The 18806-nt window shown below is 69.1% G+C and carries 18 protein-coding genes; 7 read left to right on the forward strand and 11 right to left on the reverse strand.

All coding sequences use genetic code 11. The annotated features are described in order from the left end of the window. The 5 genes from PHQ87_RS04710 to PHQ87_RS04730 form a co-directional block, all read right to left on the reverse strand. A partial coding sequence (locus tag PHQ87_RS04710) for an FAD:protein FMN transferase (RefSeq protein ID WP_300231716.1) occupies nt 1-892 on the reverse strand: 892 nt, incomplete at its 3' end. Continuing rightward, nucleotides 873-3050, reverse strand: a complete 2178-nt coding sequence (locus PHQ87_RS04715; protein ID WP_300231717.1) for a PepSY domain-containing protein — start codon at nt 3048-3050, stop codon at nt 873-875. The genes PHQ87_RS04710 and PHQ87_RS04715, both read right to left, overlap by 20 nt. A 15-nt stretch (nt 3051-3065) precedes the next feature. Then, a complete protein-coding gene (locus PHQ87_RS04720) occupies nt 3066-3548 on the reverse strand; it encodes a DUF2271 domain-containing protein (protein ID WP_300231718.1) in 483 nt (160 codons plus the stop codon). Nucleotides 3549-3581: 33 nt separating this feature from the next. Next, the gene (locus PHQ87_RS04725; RefSeq protein WP_300231720.1) at nt 3582-4013 is read right to left on the reverse strand and encodes a PepSY domain-containing protein; all 432 of its coding nucleotides are present in this window, start codon (nt 4011-4013) and stop codon (nt 3582-3584) included. Nucleotides 4014-4045: 32 nt separating this feature from the next. Next, nucleotides 4046-5428, reverse strand: a complete 1383-nt coding sequence (locus tag PHQ87_RS04730; protein WP_300231721.1) for a ferric reductase-like transmembrane domain-containing protein — start codon at nt 5426-5428, stop codon at nt 4046-4048. A 145-nt stretch (nt 5429-5573) separates the two neighbouring features. Here PHQ87_RS04730 and PHQ87_RS04735 point away from each other — a divergent pair, with 145 nt between their 5' ends. The 7 genes from PHQ87_RS04735 to PHQ87_RS04765 all read left to right on the forward strand — a co-directional run bounded on the left by PHQ87_RS04735 (nt 5574) and on the right by PHQ87_RS04765 (nt 11831). Then, on the forward strand, nt 5574-5897 hold the full coding sequence (locus tag PHQ87_RS04735) for a PepSY domain-containing protein (protein ID WP_300231722.1): 324 nt from the start codon (nt 5574-5576) through the stop codon (nt 5895-5897). Next, nucleotides 5897-6568, forward strand: coding sequence for a response regulator transcription factor (locus PHQ87_RS04740; protein ID WP_300231723.1), 672 nt, complete (start codon nt 5897-5899; stop codon nt 6566-6568). The genes PHQ87_RS04735 and PHQ87_RS04740 overlap by 1 nt, the downstream gene beginning before the upstream one ends. Then, nucleotides 6565-7968: a sensor histidine kinase gene (locus PHQ87_RS04745; RefSeq protein WP_300231724.1), complete on the forward strand. Its 1404-nt coding sequence runs from the start codon at nt 6565-6567 to the stop codon at nt 7966-7968. Before PHQ87_RS04740 ends, PHQ87_RS04745 begins: the two co-directional genes overlap by 4 nt. A gap of 272 nt (nt 7969-8240) precedes the next feature. Next, nucleotides 8241-9272, forward strand: a complete 1032-nt coding sequence (locus tag PHQ87_RS04750; RefSeq protein WP_300231725.1) for an ABC transporter substrate-binding protein — start codon at nt 8241-8243, stop codon at nt 9270-9272. 72 nt (nt 9273-9344) lie between these two features. Next, nucleotides 9345-10175, forward strand: coding sequence for an ABC transporter ATP-binding protein (locus PHQ87_RS04755; protein ID WP_300231727.1), 831 nt, complete (start codon nt 9345-9347; stop codon nt 10173-10175). Between the two features lie 19 nt (nt 10176-10194). Further along, entirely contained in the window at nt 10195-10962 is a 768-nt protein-coding gene (locus PHQ87_RS04760) for an ABC transporter permease (protein ID WP_300231728.1), read from the forward strand. 35 nt (nt 10963-10997) lie between these two features. Then, entirely contained in the window at nt 10998-11831 is an 834-nt protein-coding gene (locus tag PHQ87_RS04765) for an urease accessory protein UreD (RefSeq protein WP_300231729.1), read from the forward strand. A gap of 24 nt (nt 11832-11855) precedes the next feature. Here PHQ87_RS04765 and urtE read toward each other — a convergent pair whose 3' ends face one another. From urtE to PHQ87_RS04795, 6 genes are all read right to left on the reverse strand, one after another. Then, entirely contained in the window at nt 11856-12554 is a 699-nt protein-coding gene (urtE, locus tag PHQ87_RS04770) for an urea ABC transporter ATP-binding subunit UrtE (RefSeq protein ID WP_300231730.1), read from the reverse strand. A gap of 97 nt (nt 12555-12651) precedes the next feature. Further along, nucleotides 12652-13527: an urea ABC transporter ATP-binding protein UrtD gene (gene urtD / locus PHQ87_RS04775; protein WP_300231732.1), complete on the reverse strand. Its 876-nt coding sequence runs from the start codon at nt 13525-13527 to the stop codon at nt 12652-12654. Next, nucleotides 13524-14645 carry an urea ABC transporter permease subunit UrtC gene (gene urtC / locus PHQ87_RS04780; protein ID WP_300231734.1) on the reverse strand — a complete coding sequence of 374 codons (1122 nt, stop codon included), beginning with the start codon at nt 14643-14645 and terminating at the stop codon, nt 13524-13526. Before urtC ends, urtD begins: the two co-directional genes overlap by 4 nt. After that, the gene (urtB, locus tag PHQ87_RS04785; RefSeq protein WP_300231735.1) at nt 14642-16243 is read right to left on the reverse strand and encodes an urea ABC transporter permease subunit UrtB; all 1602 of its coding nucleotides are present in this window, start codon (nt 16241-16243) and stop codon (nt 14642-14644) included. Before urtB ends, urtC begins: the two co-directional genes overlap by 4 nt. A 117-nt stretch (nt 16244-16360) precedes the next feature. After that, on the reverse strand, nt 16361-17632 hold the full coding sequence (urtA, locus tag PHQ87_RS04790; protein WP_300231745.1) for an urea ABC transporter substrate-binding protein: 1272 nt from the start codon (nt 17630-17632) through the stop codon (nt 16361-16363). Nucleotides 17633-17780: 148 nt separating this feature from the next. Beyond that, entirely contained in the window at nt 17781-18806 is a 1026-nt protein-coding gene (locus tag PHQ87_RS04795; RefSeq protein WP_300231746.1) for a response regulator transcription factor, read from the reverse strand.

Here is an 18806-nt window from a genome sequence, read left to right on the forward strand (position 1 = left end):
GCCCGACGCGCTGGGCCAGCGCCAGCCCCTCGCCGGGGCCGGCCACCAGCAGGGCCGTGGCCCAGGCATCGGCGTGCATGCACTGGCGCGCCAACACCGTGACCGAGGCCACGTCGTTGCGCACGGGCGCGCCGCGCCGCCCATCCATGGAGTGCGCCAGGCGCATGCCGTCCACGAGCAGACAGCGCCGGTAGTCCCCCGAACTAGCCACCGCCAGGTCCTCCAGCTCGAGCACGCCATGCACGGCGCGGCGCCCGATCTCGGGACTCTCCACGGCGACCGCCCAGGGTGCGCCACCGGCCTGACCACCCACGGCGCGCAACTCGCCATCGAGTGCCACCAGGGCATGCCGCACGCCGTGCCCATGCAGCACCTCGGCCATGCGATCGACGCCATAGCCCTTGGCGATGCCGCACAGATCGATCTGCAGCGCCGCATGCTTGCGCGCGCGCCCCTGGTTGCGGTCGATCTCCAGCAACTGGTGCGTGGGCGGGCGCGGTGCGCGGGCAGCGTCGGCCGCGGCACGGATGGCCGGCGCGTCGGGCGTGTCGCGCACCGCACCGAACCCCCAGGCGTCCACCAGCGCACCCACGCCCGGATCGAACGCGCCGCCACTGAGGCGGCAGATGTCCAGCGCGCACACCAGCACATCCAGCAGCTCAGCGGGCAGCGTCACCCAGGCCCCCGGCGGTGCCTGGTTGAGGCGGTTGAGGTCGCTGTCCGGCCGCCACGGCGACATCTGCGCATCCACCTCCTGCACGGCCATGGCCAGGGCCCCGGCCAGTGGTGGCTCATCGATGTCCGCCGCCACATCGCAGGTGACGGACCAGCGCGTGCCCATGGTGGGGCCGTGCAGGTTCCGCCGCCGCAGCTCAGAACAGGTCTTCGGCATAGCGTCCCTTCGCCTTCAGTTGTGCCAGGCTCTGCCCCAGCGGGGCCAGCAGGGCGTCCAGCACCTGCGCCACGCCCTCGGCCATCGGCCGGCTGCCGCACACCCGCACGATGGCGCCCTGTGCCAGCAGATCGCGCACCTGCGCCGCATCGCGTTGCAGCAGGTCCTGCACATAGCCGCCACCCGGTGTGCGGGAGAAGGTGGTGTGCAAGCCGGCCAGGCGACCCTCGGCCTGCCAGGCCTGCAGTTCGGCGCCGAAGTAGAAATCCCGCGCCGGGTCGCGCGCGCCGACATACAGGTGCATGGGCCGGTGGCGCGCGTTGCCACGGATGAAACCCGCCAGCGGCGCCACACCGGTGCCGGCACCGATCAGCAGCACCGGTGTGCGGCCGGCGGGCAGCACGAAACCCGGGTTGCTGCGAATGAACGCCTGCACGCTCTCGCCCGGCTGCAGGGCATGCAGGAGGTTGGAGCACACGCCGCCCGGCATGCGGCGCACACAGATCTCCACGAAACCGTCTGCGCTACCCGAGGCCAGCGAGTAATAGCGTGACACGGCCTCGCCCGGCGGGACGATGCCCAGCAGGTCGCCGGCGGCGAAACGGGGCAGACCACGCCCTGGCAGGGCAAAGCGCAGGATGGCCGCCGGCTCGCCCGCTCCACCGGGGAAGTCCTGCCGCGCCACCAGGGTGAGCGCCACGGTGCGCGGCAGCCGTGGCCGCCAGGTGACGCTCAGAGGCTGCCCCAGGGCCTGCGCCAGCGCCTGGCTCCAGCGCGCGAAGGCCTGGGCAGACTGCTGGTGTATGCGCTCCAGGGGCAGCAGCGTGGCCCAGCCCCGGGCCCGCAAGGCCGCCTCCAGGGCATCGGCAAAGCCGCAGAACGCGGGGAACTGCCGGTCGCCAAAGCCCAGTACCGCCACCTGTGCGCCGGTGACAGGCTGGCGCGCGATGGCCGCCAGCGCGCCCGCCGCATGTGCCGGTGGCTGGCCATCGCCATAGGTGGCGGCCAGCACATAGACGTGGCGTGCCGCCGGCGGCACGCGCCATTGCTCCAGGGCCGCGGTGTGCACCCGGTGCCCCGCCGCCACCAGTGCGGCATGCAGCGCCTCGGCAAAACCCCAGGTGCTGCCACCCTCGCTGGCCACGAAGATCAGGCTGTCGGCCTGCGCCAGCGGGCTGTTGTCAGCCAGACGCGGACGGCTGCGGCGCGCCTGCCACCACAGCAGCAGGCCCGTGCCCCAGAACAGCGGGATGCTGGCCCCCATGATGCCGAGCACCACGGCCCAGGGCCAGGCGCCTTCGCCGGTATGCAGCAGCATCGCCCAGTCCTGCACGCGCTGCGCAACGGTGGCGTCCTGCCACGCCAGGGTCTGGCCGCTGTAGCGGTCCACCCAGCCCTGGCCCCGGGCGGTGGTCACGCGCCAGATGTCTTGCGGATCATCGTCCGCCGGCAGGTTGAGCTGGCGCAGGTCCTGCACGCGCAGCGCCTGCAGCAGCGGCAACTGCCCGACCGGCAGTGCCGGCTCGCTGCCCGGCACGGACACCACATCGGGCTCGGGCGCCGCGTCGAGCTGGATCAGCCCGAACGTGGCCGCGCTCATGACCAGCGCCGCCGCCGCCGACACCGCCAGCACCGGCAGCAGCAGCCGCCCGGACAGCACGTGCAGGCGCTGTGCCAGCGTGCCGCGCACCGGTGCGGCCAGTTGTCGCCAGCCGCCCATGCGGCGCAGCAGCAGCACCAGCCCTGACACGGACAGCCCCAGCATGGCCAGGGCCACCGCCGCGGCGGCCATGCGCCCGGCATCGTCGAGCAGCAGGGCACGGTGCAGGTTCTTCACCCAGCGCGGCAGCAGCGAGCGCTGGTAGTCGCCCAGGATGCGGCCATCGGCCGGGTCCACGCGCAAGGCCAGCGCCTGGTCGCCCTCGAAGCCATAGACCACGATGCCGCCCGAGGGCAGGCGCCGCACCTCCTGGGTGCCGGGCACGCTGGCCTGCACACGCTGCACCAGGGTGGCCACCGGCAGGCCCGGCTCGGCAGGAGCCGCCTGCCAGGCGTCGCGCAGGGGATCGAGTGCCAGCAGCGTGCCCGTGACGCCCAGCACCAGCGCCAGTGTGCCCGCCACCAAACCCAGCCAGCGATGCAGTTGCCGCCAAACCATGCTTGCTCCCCTCGTTTACTTGAACTGGTAGCTGAACGACTGGATGTAGGTCTTGCCCGCCTGCGCCTTGCCCGCCTGGGCCGTGGACAGCGGCACGCGGATCTCGGCGGGGCTGTCGCGCATGTCCTCCGCCGCGGCGTCGATGCGGATCTCGTAACCTGCGTCGATCAGCGCATCGGCCAGATCGGCCGTCACCGTGAGCGTGCGGCCCGCGCCCACGCTGGCGCCGGTCACGCCCTGCAGGCGCTGGCCATCACCGGCGGACAGGCGGTTCCAGTCCGCCAGGTGCTTGTAGTACTTGGCCTTGCCGCCGGCCACCCAGAGCGTGCCGGCATAGGCGCCCTTGGCATCGGTGAGGTACACGGCGAGGTAGGCACCGTCGCCGCCATAGTTTTTGAGCTGGGTGGTGAGCGTGACCTCACGGGCTTGCGCCATGGCCGGCAGTGCCAGCGCACAGGCAGCGGCGATGGTGGTCAGCAGGGGTTGGGTTCTGGACATGGAAGGTCTCCGAAAAAAAGAAAAAAGTACGGGTCATTCGATCTGGCCGCGTGGCCGGGTGCCCGGCGTCAGCACGGGGCGCTGATCCGGGGCCGGTGCGGCGGTGGGGCCGGCGCCCTGGGCGGGGGCCACGTTCGGCGTGGCCGTGCGATCGCGATCGCGCTCGCGCCGGTCGTCGTCATCCCGCCGCTTCATCTTCACCACGCGCAGCGTCTGTGGGTCCAGCTTGGCCTTGAAACGGCGGCCCTGGGCATCCCGGCCGCGGATTTCGTAGCAGCCATCATCGATCTTGATGCGCTGCAACTGCCAGCCCTGGGCGGCCGCGTGCTGCCGCACGGCGTCGCGCGACTGCCACTGCGACACCGGCACATCGCAGTCGTCATCGTCGTCGGCCAGCACCGGCGCGGCGGCCAGCGCCAGACACATGGCCAGCACGGGGACGGTGTGTTTCATCGTCATCTTCATGAAAGACTCCTTGGGGTGAGTGAAAAAAGGCATCAGCGCATGGCGAAAGACTCGCGGTGCAGCCGCCATGGCCGCGCAGCGCGGGCGTGCGCCTGCAGCCCATCGCCCATGCCCCGGGGACCGCAGAACCAGATGTCCAGCGGGCCACCGATGGCCTCCAGGTCTTCGGGTCGCAGGCGTTCGCCCCGGGCATCGTCGTGCACCGTGAGGGACACCGGTGGCCGGGCCTGTGCGCACAGCGCACGCAGCCGCGGCAGCAACGGGTCGGTGGCAGCGTCGCGGGTGCTGTAGTGCATGTGCACGGGCTGCCGCGCGTCCGGCGTGTCCGGCGCGCCCGGCTGGCGCGCCTCGAGCAGGGCCAGGAAGGGCGTGATGCCCACGCCACCGGCCACCCACACCTGCTGGCGCCGGCGGCGGCCCCGGCCATCGAAGCAGCCATAAGGACCTTCGATGTCGACGCGCTGCCCGGCCTGCAGCCGATGGCCCAGGGTGCGGGTGTAGTCGCCCAGCGGTTTGATCACCAGGCGCAGCAAGGGCTCGCCCTGCTCGCTGGTGCCCAGGCTGCCGGGGGCGCTGGCAATGGTGAAGGGATGGGCACCTTCCGCATCGTCAAAGCGCACAAAGACGAACTGCCCGGCGCGGTGGCCCGGCCAACGGGCCGGCAGGGCACAGATCACTTCGATCGGTGCGGCCTCGCCTCCGTCGCCCAGCACACGCACGGCATGGATACGGCCGGCGTGCTGGCGTGCGCGACCGATGCGGCCGGCCAGCGACCACACCGCGGCCATGCTGCCCAGCGCGAGCAGCGTTCCCATCAGCAGGCCCAGCGGCAACGTCCAGAAGGTCAGCGGCATCAGGGACACGGCATGCACCACCAACGCCAGATACAGCACGGGCATCAGGCGATGCAGAAAGCGCCAGGGACGGTAGGACAGCAGCCGCGTCAACAGGGTCAGCGCGACCAGGGCCAGCAGCAGGTAGAAGGCCAGCTCGCCCAGATCCTTGGCCAGGCCACGGGCGTCGGTGAGCCAGGGCAGCACCGCGTCGCGCGCGGGCCGACCGGCGCGCCCCCACAGGCCCTTGATCCAGTCGCTCGATTCATCGGCACCCCAGTGCAGGATGGCCATCAGCGCCGCACCGATGCCCGCCCACTTGTGCAGGCGATAGACCTGGTCCATGCCGCCCAGGGGCCGCTCCAGCCACGGCAGGCGCAGCGCCAGCACCATGATCAGGGACATCAGGCCGATGCTCCACAGGCCGGACAGGTACAGGACATGCTGGCGCAACCGCCACCAGCCGGTGGCGGCGCCCTGTGCATCCACGAGTGGCGACACACCCAGCTCCGGCGGCACGACGGCAAGCCATGCCAGGGTGATCACGAACAAAAAGCCTCCCAGAGCCATCTTGATACGCATGGTGTTTCCTTGCAATGTGTCAGGGCAGGCCACCCGCCCCGGCGGGGGCGAGTGCCTTGGCAACGATTCTGGAAAAACCACCCTGAACCTTCGCTGAAGGACGCGTTCATGGCACATTCATGATCACGCGCGTATAAGGACGACCATGAACACCCTGCGCCGCCCCCTCATCGTGCTCGCCCTCGCGGCGGGCGCCACCTTCGCGTGCCCGCTCCTGCAGGCCTCCGATCGCGACGACCATGAAGAGGCTCGCCAGGCGCTGGAGCGCGGTCAGGTGCTGCCACTGCGCACCGTCCTCGATCAGGTCGAGCGCAGCTACCCCGGACAGGTGCTCAAGGTGGAGTTCGAGCATGATGATGGCCGCTACATCTACGAAATCGGTCTGCTGCAGCCCGATGGCCGCATGGTCCGGCTCGAGATCGACGCGGTCGATGGGCGCGTGCTGAAATTCAAACGCAAGGGACATTGATGCGCATCCTCATTGTGGAAGACGAACCCACCCTCCGTGACCAGCTGGTGCAGGCCGTCGCCGCGGCGGGCCATACGGTGGAGTCCGCCAGCGACGGCGCCCAGGCGCACTACCTGGGCGAGGTGGAAGACTTCGACGCCGTGGTGCTGGATCTGGGTCTGCCCGTGCTCGATGGCCTGTCGGTGCTGCGCCGCTGGCGGGCCGCGGGACGCAACATGCCGGTGCTGATCCTCACCGCGCGCGGCGCCTGGCACGAGAAGGTGACGGGCATGGACGCCGGCGCCGACGATTACCTGGCCAAGCCGTTCCACATGGAGGAGCTGCTGGCACGCCTGCGCGCCCTGCTGCGCCGCCAGGGTGAGCACGCCAGTGCGCTGTGGCAATGCGGCCCGATCTGGCTGGACACGCGCCAGGCCCGCGTGCTGGTGGATGGCCAGCCCCTGGCGCTCACCAGCCACGAATTCAAGCTGCTGTCGCTGCTGATGCAGCGCAAGGGTCAGGTGCTCTCGCGCACCGAACTGTCCGAACACATCTACCCGCACGACAGCGACCGCGACTCCAACACCATCGAAGTCTTCATCGGCCGACTGCGCAAAAAACTCCCGCCGGGCTGCATCGAGACCGTGCGCGGACTGGGTTACCGGCTGTCCGAGGTCGGCGCCACGGCATGAGCGCCGTGCCCCGCCTGCCCGCCGGCTCGTTGCGCCTGCGCCTGCTGGCCGGCACCCTGGTGTGGATGATGCTGAGCATCGCGCTGACGGGATGGGCGCTGCGCACGCTGTTCCAGGACCACATCACCCAGCAGTTGCAGGCGCAACTGGTGATGCAGCTTGACCAGCTCAGTGCCGCGGCGGAATGGACGCCGGAGGGGGGCATCCGGGTGGCCCCGATGGCCGCCGACCCGCGTCTGTCGCGACCGCTCTCGGGCCTGTACTGGCAGATCGACCGGCTGGGCGCGGCACCCCAGGCCGGCGTGGCCCGCTCGCGCTCGCTGTGGGACCAGGTGCTGGCCGTGCCGGCCATACCCGGCAACGACCGCACCGGCGGCCACCGCGTGCTGTCGCTGCCCGATGCCCAGGGCCACGATTTGCTGGCCGTCACCCGCACCCTGCAGTTGCCCGAAGACCAGGCACCACCGCTGCGCCTGACGGTGGCCGGCGACACCGCCTTGCTGGCCGAGCCCTTGCAGCGCTTCACCCATCTGCTGCTGATCGCACTGGGCCTGCTGTCGCTGGGGCTGGCCGTGGCGGTGGTCACCCAGCTGCACCTGGCCCTGCGTCCGCTGCAACGGCTGCGCGAGCGGCTTGCCGCCGTACGCAAGGGCCAGGCTGCCCAACTGGAAGGGCAGTTTCCGCAGGAGCTGCAACCCCTGGTCAACGAGTTCAACCACGTGCTGGCCGAGAATGCCCGCATGGTGCAGCGCGCCCGCACCCAGGCCGGCAACCTGGCCCACGCGGTGCACACGCCGCTGTCCATCCTGGCCAACGCCGCCGCCCAGGAAAACACCCCGCTGGCGCAACTGGTGACCGAGCAGGTGGCCAGCGCGCACCGGCAGGTGGACTACCACCTCGCGCGCGCGCGAGCCGAGGCGGCCGTGCGCGCCACGGGGCTGAGCACGCCCATGCTGGCGCCGGTGCGCGCATTGCTGCGCACCATGCAACGCCTGCATGCCGACCGGTCGCTCGTGTTCGAGCTCGCCCCGCAGGCACAGGATGGTGCCTTCCGTGGCGAAGAGCAGGACCTGTACGAAATGCTGGGCAATCTGATCGACAACGCCGGCAAATGGGCGCGCACGCGCGTGCTCGTCGATGTGCAGCGCGAGGACGGCCAGTTGTGCATCACCGTGGACGACGACGGCCCCGGCATTCCCGAGGCCCTGCGCGGGCGCATGTTCGAGCGCGGTGTGCAACTGGACGAACACCGTCCCGGCGCGGGCCTGGGGCTGGACATCGTCCGCACCCTGGCGCAGACCTATGGCGGCGGCATCGAGGCACTGGCCTCGCCTTTGGGTGGCGCACGCCTGCGTCTGTGCCTGCCGGCGGCCGACGGCGACGCACACACCGCCCCCTGATGCGCCGATCCACGGGGCACGACGCCCCGATGACGGCCGACACGCTTCAAGATGGTTCCCGGACGACTCCGGGTTGCCCCGGATTGGTGCCCGACCGCAAGCTGGGCACCATCCGGTGGGCTGGCCCGGCCACCGTGATGCGGGGGCGTCCGACAAACTGTATACAGATTTTGTGTTCACCTTGCCCGGCAGGAGCCGCGCTGGCACCGATCTTGCTCAAACCGGTCACGTCCCCCAGGCAACCCGCCTGCCCCTTCACGCACGGAGCCCCCATGAACAAGCGCCACCTCCTGAAATCCCTCGCGGCCCTCTCTGCCATCGCCACGTTCGGCCTGGCCCATGCCGACACCCCGGTCAAGTTCCAGCTCGACTGGCGCTTCGAGGGCCCGGCGGCCCTGTTCCTGCAATCGGCTGCCAAGGGCTACTACAAGGCGGCGGGCCTGGACGTGACTATCGATGCCGGCAACGGCTCGGGCGGCACCGTCACCCGCGTGGCCTCCGGCACCTACGACATGGGTTTCGCCGACCTGGCCGCCCTGATGGAGTTCCACGCCAACAACCCCGACGCGCCGAACAAGCCCGTGGCCGTGATGATGGTCTACAACAACACGCCCGCCGCCGTGCTGGCGCTCAGGAAGAGTGGCATCACCAAGCCGGCCGACCTGACGGGCAAGAAACTGGGCGCCCCGGTGTTCGACGCCGGCCGCAAGGCATTCCCGGTCTTCCAGAAGGCCAACCACATCGGCAACGTGACCTGGATCTCCATGGACCCACCGCTGCGCGAAACCATGCTGGTGCGTGGCGACGTGGACGCCATCACCGGTTTCTCGTTCACCTCGCTGCTCAACCTGGAGGCGCGCGGCGCCAAGACGGAAGACGTGGTGATCCTGCCCTACCCGGATTTCGGTGTGAAGATGTACGGCAACGTGATCATCGCCAGCCCCAAGATGGTCAAGGAGAACCCGGCCGCGGTGAAGGCCTTCCTCTCGGCCTTCACCAAGGGCGCCAAGGAAGTCATGGCCGACCCGGCCGCCACCATCGGGACGGTCAAGGCCCGCGACGGCATCATCAACACCGCGCTCGAAACCCGCCGCCTGGCGCTGGCGATCGACGCCGTGGTGGCCAGCCCCGACGCCCGCCAGGAAGGCTTCGGCCAGGTCAACCCGGGCCGCCTGGCGCTGATGGCCTCACAGGTGTCCGACGCCTTCGCCACCAAGACCCGCGTCGATCCGGCGGCCGTCTGGGACGGCTCGCTGCTGCCCTCCGCCGCCGAGCTGGACATCCTGCCGCCGGCCAAGCGCTGAGCCGCTGAGCCATCTGCCCGGTCCGGGCCGGCTCGCCCCCTGCGGCGGCTGGCCCCTTTTCAGGGACGCCCCATGGACACATCCGCTGCCAGCCCGAGCACGCAGCCCTTTGTCGAGTTCGACCGGGTCTGGCTCGCCTACAACGACGACCTGCTGGCCCGCAATGTTTTCGCGGTCGAGGACATCAGCCTGCAGGTCGGCCAGGGCGAGTTCATCGCCATCGTCGGCCCCTCGGGCTGTGGCAAGTCCACCTTCATGAAGCTGACCACGGGGCTGCGCATGCCGAGCATGGGCAAGATCCGGGTGGGTGGCGAGCCCGTCACCGGCCCGCTCAAGATCTCCGGCATGGCCTTCCAGTCGCCCTCGCTGCTGCCCTGGCGCACCACGCTGGACAACGTGCTGCTGCCGCTGGAAATCGTCGAGCCCTACCGCAGCCAGTTCAAGGACCGGCGCAAGGAATATGAGGAACGCGCGCTCAAGCTGCTGGACAGCGTGGGCCTGGGCGGCATGGGCAAGAAATACCCGTGGGAGCTGTCGGGTGGCATGCAGCAGCGCGCCAGCATCTGCCGCGCGCTCATCCACGAGCCCAAGATGCTCTTGCTGGACGAGCCCTTCGGTGCGCTCGATGCCTTCACGCGCGAGGAGTTGTGGTGCACCCTGCGCGACCTGTGGGAAGCGCAGCGCTTCAACGTCATCCTGGTCACGCACGACCTGCGCGAATCGGTGTTCCTGGCCGATACGGTGTACTGCATGAGCCGCAGTCCGGGGCGCTTCGTGGTGCGACGCGAGATCGGAATTCCGCGCAGGCGCGAACTCGAGGTGACCTACACCAAGGAGTTCTCCGACACCGTGCTGGAACTGCGTGGCCATATCGGCGCGCTGCGCACACCCGTCAACCAGTAACCCACCGGCCGTGCGATCCATGAACAAGAAAAAGCAAGTCGAGCGCTGGTCGCCATGGATCCTGATGGTGGCGATCGTCATCGTCTGGGAAGTCATCTGCAGCGGCTTCGGCGTCTCGGAATTCATCTTCCCGAGCCCCTCGCGCATCTGGGAGCAGACGCTGGAGCACAGTGCGACCATCATGGGCCATGCCTGGCGCACCTTCTGGGTGACGATGGCGGGCTTTGGCATCGCCATCGTGGTGGGCGTGCTGCTGGGCTTCCTGATCGGCTCCTCGCGCCTGGCCTACGCCGCCATCTACCCGCTGATGACGGCCTTCAATGCCCTGCCCAAGGCCGCCTTCGTCCCCATCCTGGTGGTGTGGTTCGGCATCGGCGCCGGCCCGGCCATCCTCACGGCCTTCCTGATCTGCTTCTTCCCCATCACGGTGAACATCGCCACCGGCCTGGCCACGCTGGAGCCCGAGCTCGAAGACGTGTTGCGCGTGCTCGGTGCCAAGCGCTGGGACGTGCTGATGAAGGTGGGGCTGCCGCGCTCGCTGCCTTACTTCTACGGCTCGCTCAAGGTGGCGATCACGCTGGCCTTCGTCGGCACCACGGTGTCGGAGATGACCGCGGCCAACGAAGGCATCGGCTACCTGCTGATCTCGGCCGGCAGTTCGATGCAGATGGGCCTGGCCTTCAGCGGCCTGCTGGTGGTCGGTATCATGGCCATGCTGATGTACGAGCTGTTCAGCTGGATCGAGAAACACACCACCGCCTGGGCGCACCGCGGCAGCCAGGGCTGAGGCCAGCCGCCTCCTTTCACCGACGCAACACCTTCATGCCCTGGCACGCCCACCTGTCCTTGCACTACCAGCACCAGGGGGGGCACACGGTGTTGCGCCATGCGCATGAAGGCCCGTTGCGCGTTTTCAAGAGCCTGTACCCCGAAGGCGATGCCATCTGCCACAACGTGATCGTGCATCCCCCCGGCGGTATCGTGGGCGGCGACCGGCTGGACATCCGCGTCCGCGCCGAGGCCGGCTCGCACGGCCTGCTCAGCACGCCGGGCGCCACGCGCTTTTACGCCAGCGATGGCGAGCCCGGCACGCAGCAGGTCGACATCCGTCTGGCCGGTGACGCGCGGCTGGAGTGGCTGCCACTCGAAACCCTGGCCTACCCGGGCTGCCAGGCACACAACCGCCTGTGCATGGCACTGGAGGACGATGCCGAGATGATCGGCTGGGATGTCCTGGCGCTGGGCCTGCCTGCCGCCGCCCGGCCCTTCACGCACGGCCAGGTGGTACAGCGCATCGAATGGCCCGGGGTGTGGCTCGAACAAGCCCGCATCGACGGTCAGGACCAGCGTCTGCTCGATGCCCCCCTGGGCCTGGGCGGGCGGCGCTGCCTGGGCACGCTGTGGCTGGCCAGCGCACAAGCCATGAGCGCGGCGCGGCGCGAAACCTTGCTGGACGCGGTGCGCGCGACGCTGCCCGGACCGGGCGAGGGCGTGGTGGACATGGCGGCAACCTGTCCCGACCCGCATCTGCTGGTGGTGCGCGGCCTGGCCCACTTGGTCGAGCCGCTGATGGCCGCGCTGCAGGCCGCCTGGGCCAGCCTGCGCCACCAGGCCTGGCAACTGCCAGCCGTCCCGCCCCGCGTCTGGCAGGTCTGACGACGGGTGGCCAGCGGCTGCCGCTCAGATCGCCACCAGGCTGCGGATGTTGCGCGCCGCCATCTCCGGGCCCGGCCCGCTGGCAATCACCTCGCCGCGCTCCATCACCACGTAGTGGTCGGCCAGCGCCTCGGCGAAGTCGTAGTACTGCTCGACCAGCACGATGGCCATGTCGCCACGGTCGGCCAGCAGGCGGATGACCTTGCCGATGTCCTTGATGATGTTGGGCTGGATGCCCTCGGTCGGCTCGTCCAGGATCAGCAGCTTCGGCCCCGCTGCCAGCGCACGGGCGATCGCCAGTTGCTGCTGCTGTCCGCCCGAGAGGTCGCCGCCGCGCCGGCCGAGCATCTGCTTCAGCACGGGGAACAGCTCGTACAGCTCGGCCGGAATCGGCGTGCCGCGCTTGCGGTAGGCCAGCCCCATCTGGAGGTTCTCTTCCACGGTCAGCCGCGCGAAGATCTCGCGTCCCTGCGGCACATAGCCCATGCCCAGCCGCGCGCGCTCGTAGGGTGTGGCACGGTCGATGGACTGCCCGTTGAGCACCATGGCGCCGCTCTTGATCGGCACCAGCCCCATGAGCGACTTGAGCAGCGTCGTCTTGCCCACGCCGTTGCGCCCGAGCACCACCGTGACCTTGCCCAGCTCGGCCGTGAGGCTGACGTTGCGCAGGATGTGGCTGCCGCCGTAGTACTGGTTGATGTCCCTGACGTCGAGAAAACTCATGGATGGGGTCCTTTATGCCGGGTTTCGGCCTGTCGGCCGGGGGTCTTTTCGTTGCGTCGCCAGAGAACAGTAGCGTGCCGACGCCCGGCCCACCCCATTACCGCCCAAGATACACCTCGATCACGCGTTCGTCGGCCTGCACCTCGTCCAGCGTGCCTTCGGCCAGCACCGCACCGTCGCACAGCACGGTCACCTTTTCGCTGATGGCGCGGATGAAGTTCATGTCGTGCTCGACCACCATGAGCGAGTGCCTGCCCTTGAGGCTCAGGAAGAGCTGCGCCGTGCGCTCGGTCTCTTCGTCGGTCATGCCGGCCACCGGCTCGTCCAGCAGCAGGAGCTTGGGGTCCTGCATCAGCAGCATGCCGATCTCCAGCCACTGCTTCTGGCCGTGGCTCAGCTCACCGGCCTGGCGCGCGGCGCTGTCGCGCAGGTGGATGGTGGACAACACCTCGGCCAGCCGGTCCTTCTGCTCGCCGTTCAGGGCAAAGGCCATGGAGCGGCGCACGCCCTTGTCGGTGGCCAGCGCCAGTTCCAGGTTCTCGAACACCGACAATTCTTCGAACACGGTCGGCTTCTGGAACTTGCGGCCGATGCCCATGGCGGCGATGTCGGCCTCGCGGTAGCGCAGCAGGTCGATCGTGCTGCCGAAGAACACCGTGCCGCTGTCGGGCCGTGTCTTGCCGGTGATGATGTCCATCATCGTCGTCTTGCCGGCCCCATTGGGTCCGATGACGCAGCGCAGCTCACCCGGCGCGATGTCGAGGTTCAGCCCGTTGATGGCCTTGAAGCCGTCGAAGGCCACGTGCACATCTTCGAGGTAGAGGATGCGGCCGTGTGCCACATCGACCTCGCCCGCCGTCACCGGACGGCCGTAGCCGGCGCGGCGCCCGCCCGACTCGGTCACCCCGGTGGCGTGCGCCGACTGCGCGGCAGCCAGGCGCTTGGCGCCCGCTTCCATCAGGTCCGGTGTCATTTCCCTGCCCTCCGCATCTTCCTGACCAGGCCCACGATGCCCTCCGGCATGAACAGCGTCACCGCAATGAACAACGCGCCCAGGCAATAGAGCCAGAACTCGGGGAAGGTCACCGTCAGCCAGCTCTTGGCGCCGTTGACCAGAAAGGCGCCGACGATGGGCCCGAGCAGCGACGCCCGCCCGCCCACCGCCGTCCACACCGCGATCTCGATGCTCGACGCCGGGCTCATCTCGCGCGGGTTGATGATGCCCACCTGCGGCACGTACAGCGCACCGGCCACGCCGCACATCACCGCCGAGATGGTCCAGATGGTCAGCTTGTAGGGCAAGGGGTCGTAGCCGCAGAACATGACGCGGCTCTCGGCATCGCGGATGGCCTGCAGCACGCGCCCGAACTTGCTGCGCACCAGCCAGCGCGCCCACAGGAAGAAGCCCAGCAGCGTCACGCCGGTGATGACGAACAGCGTCATGCGCATGCCCTGGGTGGTGATCGGAACACCGAGGATGCGCTTGAAGTCGGTGAAGCCGTTGTTGCCGCCGAAGCCGGTCTCGTTGCGGAAGAACAGCAGCATGGCCGCGAACGTGAGCGCCTGGGTGATGATGGAGAAGTACACCCCCTTGATGCGCGAACGGAACGCGAAATAGCCGAACACGAAGGCCACCAGCCCCGGCACCAGCACGATGAGCGCCAGCGTGGCGATGAAGCTGTCGGACAGCGCCCAGTGCCAGGGCAGTTCCTTCCAGTCGAGAAAGACCATGAAGTCCGGCAGCTCGCTTTTGTAGTTGCCATCGGTGCCGATCTGGCGCATCAGGTACATGCCCATCACGTAGCCGCCAAGGGCGAAGAACAGGCCGTGGCCGAGGCTGAGGATGCCGGTGTACCCCCAGATCAGGTCCATCGCCAGCGCGCAGATCGCGTAGCACATGATCTTGCCGAGCAGACCGACCATGTAGTCGCTCAGGTGCAGGGGGCTGCCCTCCGGCACCAGCAGATTGAGCACGGGCGCCACGGCGCACACCACCAGCAAGGCGATCAGGATGCTGCCCCAGCCGCCGCGCGTGAGCAGCGGCCCCCGGGACGGCAGGTCAGCGTGAGAGGAAAGCGTCGTCGTGGTCATGCGGTTCTGCCCTTGAGCGCGAAGATGCCCTGCGGCCGTTTCTGGATGAAGACGATGATGAACACCAGCACGGCGATCTTGGCCAGCACGGCGCCCGTCCAGCCTTCGAGGAACTTGTTGATGACGCCGAGGCCGAGCGCGGCATAGACAGTGCCCGCCAGTTGGCCGACGCCGCCCAGCACCACCACCATGAAGGAATCGACGATGTAGCTCTGGCCCAGGTCCGGGCCGACGTTGCCCACCTGACTGAGCGCGCAGCCGCCCAGGCCGGCGATGCCTGAACCGGCGGCGAAGGCAAAGGTGTCCACACGGGCCGTGTTGACGCCCATGCACGCGGCGATGGGCCGGTTCTGCGTGACACCGCGCACGAACAGCCCCAGGCGCGTGCGGCTGATCAGCAGCGCCACACCGGCCAGCACCAGCATGGCAAAGGCGATGATGACGATGCGGTTCCAGGGCAGCGTGAGATTGCCCAGCACGGTCACGCCACCACTCATCCAGGCCGGATTCTCCACGGCCACGTTCTGCGCGCCGAACAGGCTGCGCACGGCCTGCATGAGCACCAGACTGATGCCCCAGGTGGCCAGCAGGGTCTCCAGCGGCCGGCCGTAGAGGAAGCGGATCACGCTGCGCTCCATCAGCGCCCCGACCAGGGCCGAGCTCAGGAAGGCCGCGGGCAGCGCGGCCAGCAGGTACCAGTCGAACGCCCCGGGCAGGTACTGGCGGAACAGCGACTGCACCACGTAGGTCGCGTAGGCGCCGATCATGATGAGCTCGCCATGCGCCATGTTGATGACGCCCATCAGGCCGTAGGTGATGGCCAGACCCAGCGCCGCCAGCAGCAGGATGGAGCCCAGGCTGACGCCCGTGAATACCTGGCCCAGCGCCGCGCTGGTCGCCAGCGAGCGATCCACCGCCGACAGCGAGGCCTTGAGCGAGGCCTTGACGGCGGCATCTTCCTCCACGTCCAGGCGCTGCTGCAGCAGTGCCCGCACGATGGGCTGGCGCGCATCACCCAGCTTCTGTGCCGCGGCCTGCCGCACCGGCACCTCGTCGCTGCCCAGTTGCAGCGCCGCCTGCGCCAGCAGCAGGGATTCGCGCGCGTGCACGTCGAGCCGGTCGGCGTGCCCGGGCGCCAGCGCGCCGTCGATCAGGGGCAATTGCGCGGGATCGGGGTCGTCGAACGCGCTGGCCTGCAGCGTGGCGGCGGCCCGGCGCTGGGTCGCCACGTCGTCGGCCAGCAGGTCGAGCCCTGCCAGTGCCGTCTGCAGCGCGCCGCGCAGGCGGTTGTTGATCATGGGCTCTTCGGCCCCCTCGGGCAGCGCCAGCGTCTCGCCGCTGACGGCATCGCGTGCCCGGTCACCCTCGACGATGAACACGCGCCCGTCCTGGTAGCGCACCGACTCGTCCGCCAGCGCGCGGATCAGGGCCGCCGCCTGGTCGTCGGGCTCCGCGGCCAGGCGGGCCAGTGCCTCCACCCGTTCGCCGATGGTGCCTTCGACCAGTTGCAGCGCGTCCTGCGCCGTCAGCGCCAGGGCCGCCGGCCCCCAGACCGCCGCCATGGCCAGCACGGTGCCACGCAGCACCCTCAACATCATGGAACGCATGTCCGTCCGTCTCTCGAAAATGGGGCCGTCCGATGAGCGCGGCCCCGAAACCCTCACACCCGCCGGCCACCGCGCGACGGCAACGGCCGCGCGCGGTGCCAGGCAGGATCACTTCTTCTCGGGTTCGTCCTTCTTCTTGTCGTTGCCTTCGATGAACGGGCTCCAGGGCTGGGCCTTGATCGGGCCCTTGGTCTTCCAGACCACGTTGAACTGGCCGTCCGCGCGCACCTCGCCGATCAGCACCGGCTTGTGCAGGTGGTGGTTCTTCTCGTCCATCTTGAGCGTGAAGCCGCTGGGCGCCGCGAAGGTCTGGCCCGCCATGGCAGCGATCACCTTGTCGGTGTCGGTGGACTTGGCCTTCTCCACCGCCTGCTTCCACATGTAGATGCCCACGTAGGTGGCTTCCATCGGGTCGTTGGTCAGCGGCTTGTCCTTGTGACCGGCGATGTTCTTGGCCTTGGCGTAGGCACTCCACTTCTTCACGAACTCGTCGTTGGTCGGGTTCTTCACGCTCATGAAGTAGTTCCACGACGCCAGGTGGCCGACCAGCGGCTTGGGATCGACACCGCGCAGCTCCTCCTCGCCCACGGAGAACGCCACCACCGGCACGTCGGTCGCCTTCAGGCCCGCGTTGCCCAGTTCCTTGTAGAAGGGCACGTTGGAGTCACCGTTGATGGTGGAGATCACCGCGGTCTTCTTGCCCGCCGAGGCGAACTTCTTGATGTTGGCGATGATGGTCTGGTAGTCGGCGTGGCCAAAGGGCGTGTACGCCTCCATGATGTCCTCGTCCTTCACGCCCTTGCTGTGCAGGAAGGCGCGCAGGATCTTGTTGGCGGTGCGCGGGTACACGTAGTCGGTGCCCAGCAGCACGAAGCGCTTGGCGCCGCCACCGTCCTGGCTCATCAGGTATTCCACGGCGGGGATCGCCTGCTGGTTGGGCGCGGCACCGGTGTAGAACACGTTCTTGGACAGCTCCTCACCCTCGTACTGCACCGGGTAGTACAGCAGGCTGTTGGTTTCCTCGAACACCGGCAGCACCGACTTGCGGCACACCGAGGTCCAGCAGCCGAACACCGCGGCCACCTTGTCCTTGCTGATCAGCTGCTTGGCCTGCTCGGCGGCCAGCGGCCAGTCGGACGCGGTGTCCACGATCACGGGTTCGAGCTTCTTGCCCAGCACGCCGCCCTTGGCGTTGATCTCGTCGACCGCCATCAGCACCGTGTCCTTGAGCACCGTCTCGGAAATCGCCATGGTGCCCGAGAGGGCGTGCAGCACGCCGATCTTGATGGTGCTTTGCGCGTGGGCGCTCAGGCCGGTCATGGCCAGGGTGGCGACCGTGGCCGCCGCGGTCAGGGTCTTGAGGGTGAATCGACGTTGCATCATGGCGCTTCTCCAGGTTCCGGGAACGTATCCGTAGATAAGGGGTTTCGACTCCAGCCACCCGGAGCCTGCGGGCTCTTGGGTGGGGTCAGACCGATGCTAGGGATATCCCTCGGTAGCGTCTGTACGCCGGGTGGCGTATGCCGGATCAGCCGCCGTGCTGCGGGCGCAGCAGCGGCACCCGGTTGATGGCCATGGCCGCCGCCGCCGTGCGCGTTTCCACGCCGAGCTTGGCGTGGATGCGCTCCAGGTGCTTCTTCACCGTGGCCGGGCTGGCGCCGAGGATGTCGCCGATGTCGCGGTTGATCTTGCCCTTGGCCACCCAGTACAGCACCTCGGCCTCGCGCGCGGTCAGGCCGAAGGCCTGCGCCAGCCCTTCGAGCACGCTCGCGTCCGAGGTCTCCTGCATCACGATCAGCCAGTCGCCGCCCTCGCCCTGCGCACCGCCCTCGTCGGGGTCGCCCACCTGCAGGTGCAGCCGGAAGGTCAGCCGCCGCGGTCCGCTCTCCAGCGTCAGCCGCGGCGGCTCCTGCGCCGCACGCCCGGCGCACCGCAACTCGGGCCAGTGGCGGCGCAGCCACTGCAGCACCGCCGGCGGTGTTTCGGGCGCGCTGGTGCCGCAGTAACGCTGCAGCAGCTCGCGCGCCAGCGGCGTCTGCCACACCAGCCGGCCGTCCCGCTCGCGCACCGTGATCGAGGCGTAGCCGAACGCATCGAGCGCATTGCGCGCCTGCTCGCGCTCCACCGCACCCTCGTGCACACGCCGGGCCGTGCGCAGATGCACACCCATGCGCGCCATCACCTCACGCGGCTTGATCGGCTTGGTCACGTAATCGATGCCGCCCGCATCCAGCGCCGCCACCAGATGCTCGGTCTCCGTCAGCCCCGTCATGAAGATGATCGGCATCTGCGCGGTGCGCTTGTCGGCCTTCAGCCGGCGCGCGACCTCGAAGCCATCGATGCCGGGCATGACCGCATCCAGCAGGATCACATCCGGCAGCGCCTGCGCGGCGCGGCGCAGGGCCGTCTCGCCATCCAGCGCCACCAGCACGTCGTAGCCGGCCTCGTCCAGCGCATCGTGCAGCGGCGCCACATTGTCCGGCACGTCATCGACGATGAGCACCACCAGCGCGTCGCGGCGCAGCAGCGGCACCGGCCGCAGGCTGGCGGGCAG

This window comes from Hydrogenophaga sp., assembly GCF_028698005.1.
Taxonomy (GTDB): Bacteria; Pseudomonadota; Gammaproteobacteria; order Burkholderiales; family Burkholderiaceae_C; genus Hydrogenophaga.

Bases quoted from the DNA above. Each gene is read 5' to 3' on its own strand.
- PHQ87_RS04715 (WP_300231717.1), bottom strand. From the start codon at position 3,050: ATGGTTTGGCGGCAACTGCATCGCTGGCTGGGTTTGGTGGCGGGCACA.
- PHQ87_RS04720 (WP_300231718.1), bottom strand. From the start codon at position 3,548: ATGTCCAGAACCCAACCCCTGCTGACCACCATCGCCGCTGCCTGTGCG.
- PHQ87_RS04725 (WP_300231720.1), bottom strand. From the start codon at position 4,013: ATGAAGATGACGATGAAACACACCGTCCCCGTGCTGGCCATGTGTCTG.
- PHQ87_RS04730 (WP_300231721.1), bottom strand. From the start codon at position 5,428: ATGCGTATCAAGATGGCTCTGGGAGGCTTTTTGTTCGTGATCACCCTG.
- PHQ87_RS04735 (WP_300231722.1), top strand. From the start codon at position 5,574: ATGAACACCCTGCGCCGCCCCCTCATCGTGCTCGCCCTCGCGGCGGGC.
- PHQ87_RS04740 (WP_300231723.1), top strand. From the start codon at position 5,897: ATGCGCATCCTCATTGTGGAAGACGAACCCACCCTCCGTGACCAGCTG.
- PHQ87_RS04745 (WP_300231724.1), top strand. From the start codon at position 6,565: ATGAGCGCCGTGCCCCGCCTGCCCGCCGGCTCGTTGCGCCTGCGCCTG.
- PHQ87_RS04750 (WP_300231725.1), top strand. From the start codon at position 8,241: ATGAACAAGCGCCACCTCCTGAAATCCCTCGCGGCCCTCTCTGCCATC.
- PHQ87_RS04755 (WP_300231727.1), top strand. From the start codon at position 9,345: ATGGACACATCCGCTGCCAGCCCGAGCACGCAGCCCTTTGTCGAGTTC.
- PHQ87_RS04760 (WP_300231728.1), top strand. From the start codon at position 10,195: ATGAACAAGAAAAAGCAAGTCGAGCGCTGGTCGCCATGGATCCTGATG.
- PHQ87_RS04765 (WP_300231729.1), top strand. From the start codon at position 10,998: ATGCCCTGGCACGCCCACCTGTCCTTGCACTACCAGCACCAGGGGGGG.
- urtE (WP_300231730.1), bottom strand. From the start codon at position 12,554: ATGAGTTTTCTCGACGTCAGGGACATCAACCAGTACTACGGCGGCAGC.
- urtD (WP_300231732.1), bottom strand. From the start codon at position 13,527: ATGACACCGGACCTGATGGAAGCGGGCGCCAAGCGCCTGGCTGCCGCG.
- urtC (WP_300231734.1), bottom strand. From the start codon at position 14,645: ATGACCACGACGACGCTTTCCTCTCACGCTGACCTGCCGTCCCGGGGG.
- urtB (WP_300231735.1), bottom strand. From the start codon at position 16,243: ATGATGTTGAGGGTGCTGCGTGGCACCGTGCTGGCCATGGCGGCGGTC.
- urtA (WP_300231745.1), bottom strand. From the start codon at position 17,632: ATGCAACGTCGATTCACCCTCAAGACCCTGACCGCGGCGGCCACGGTC.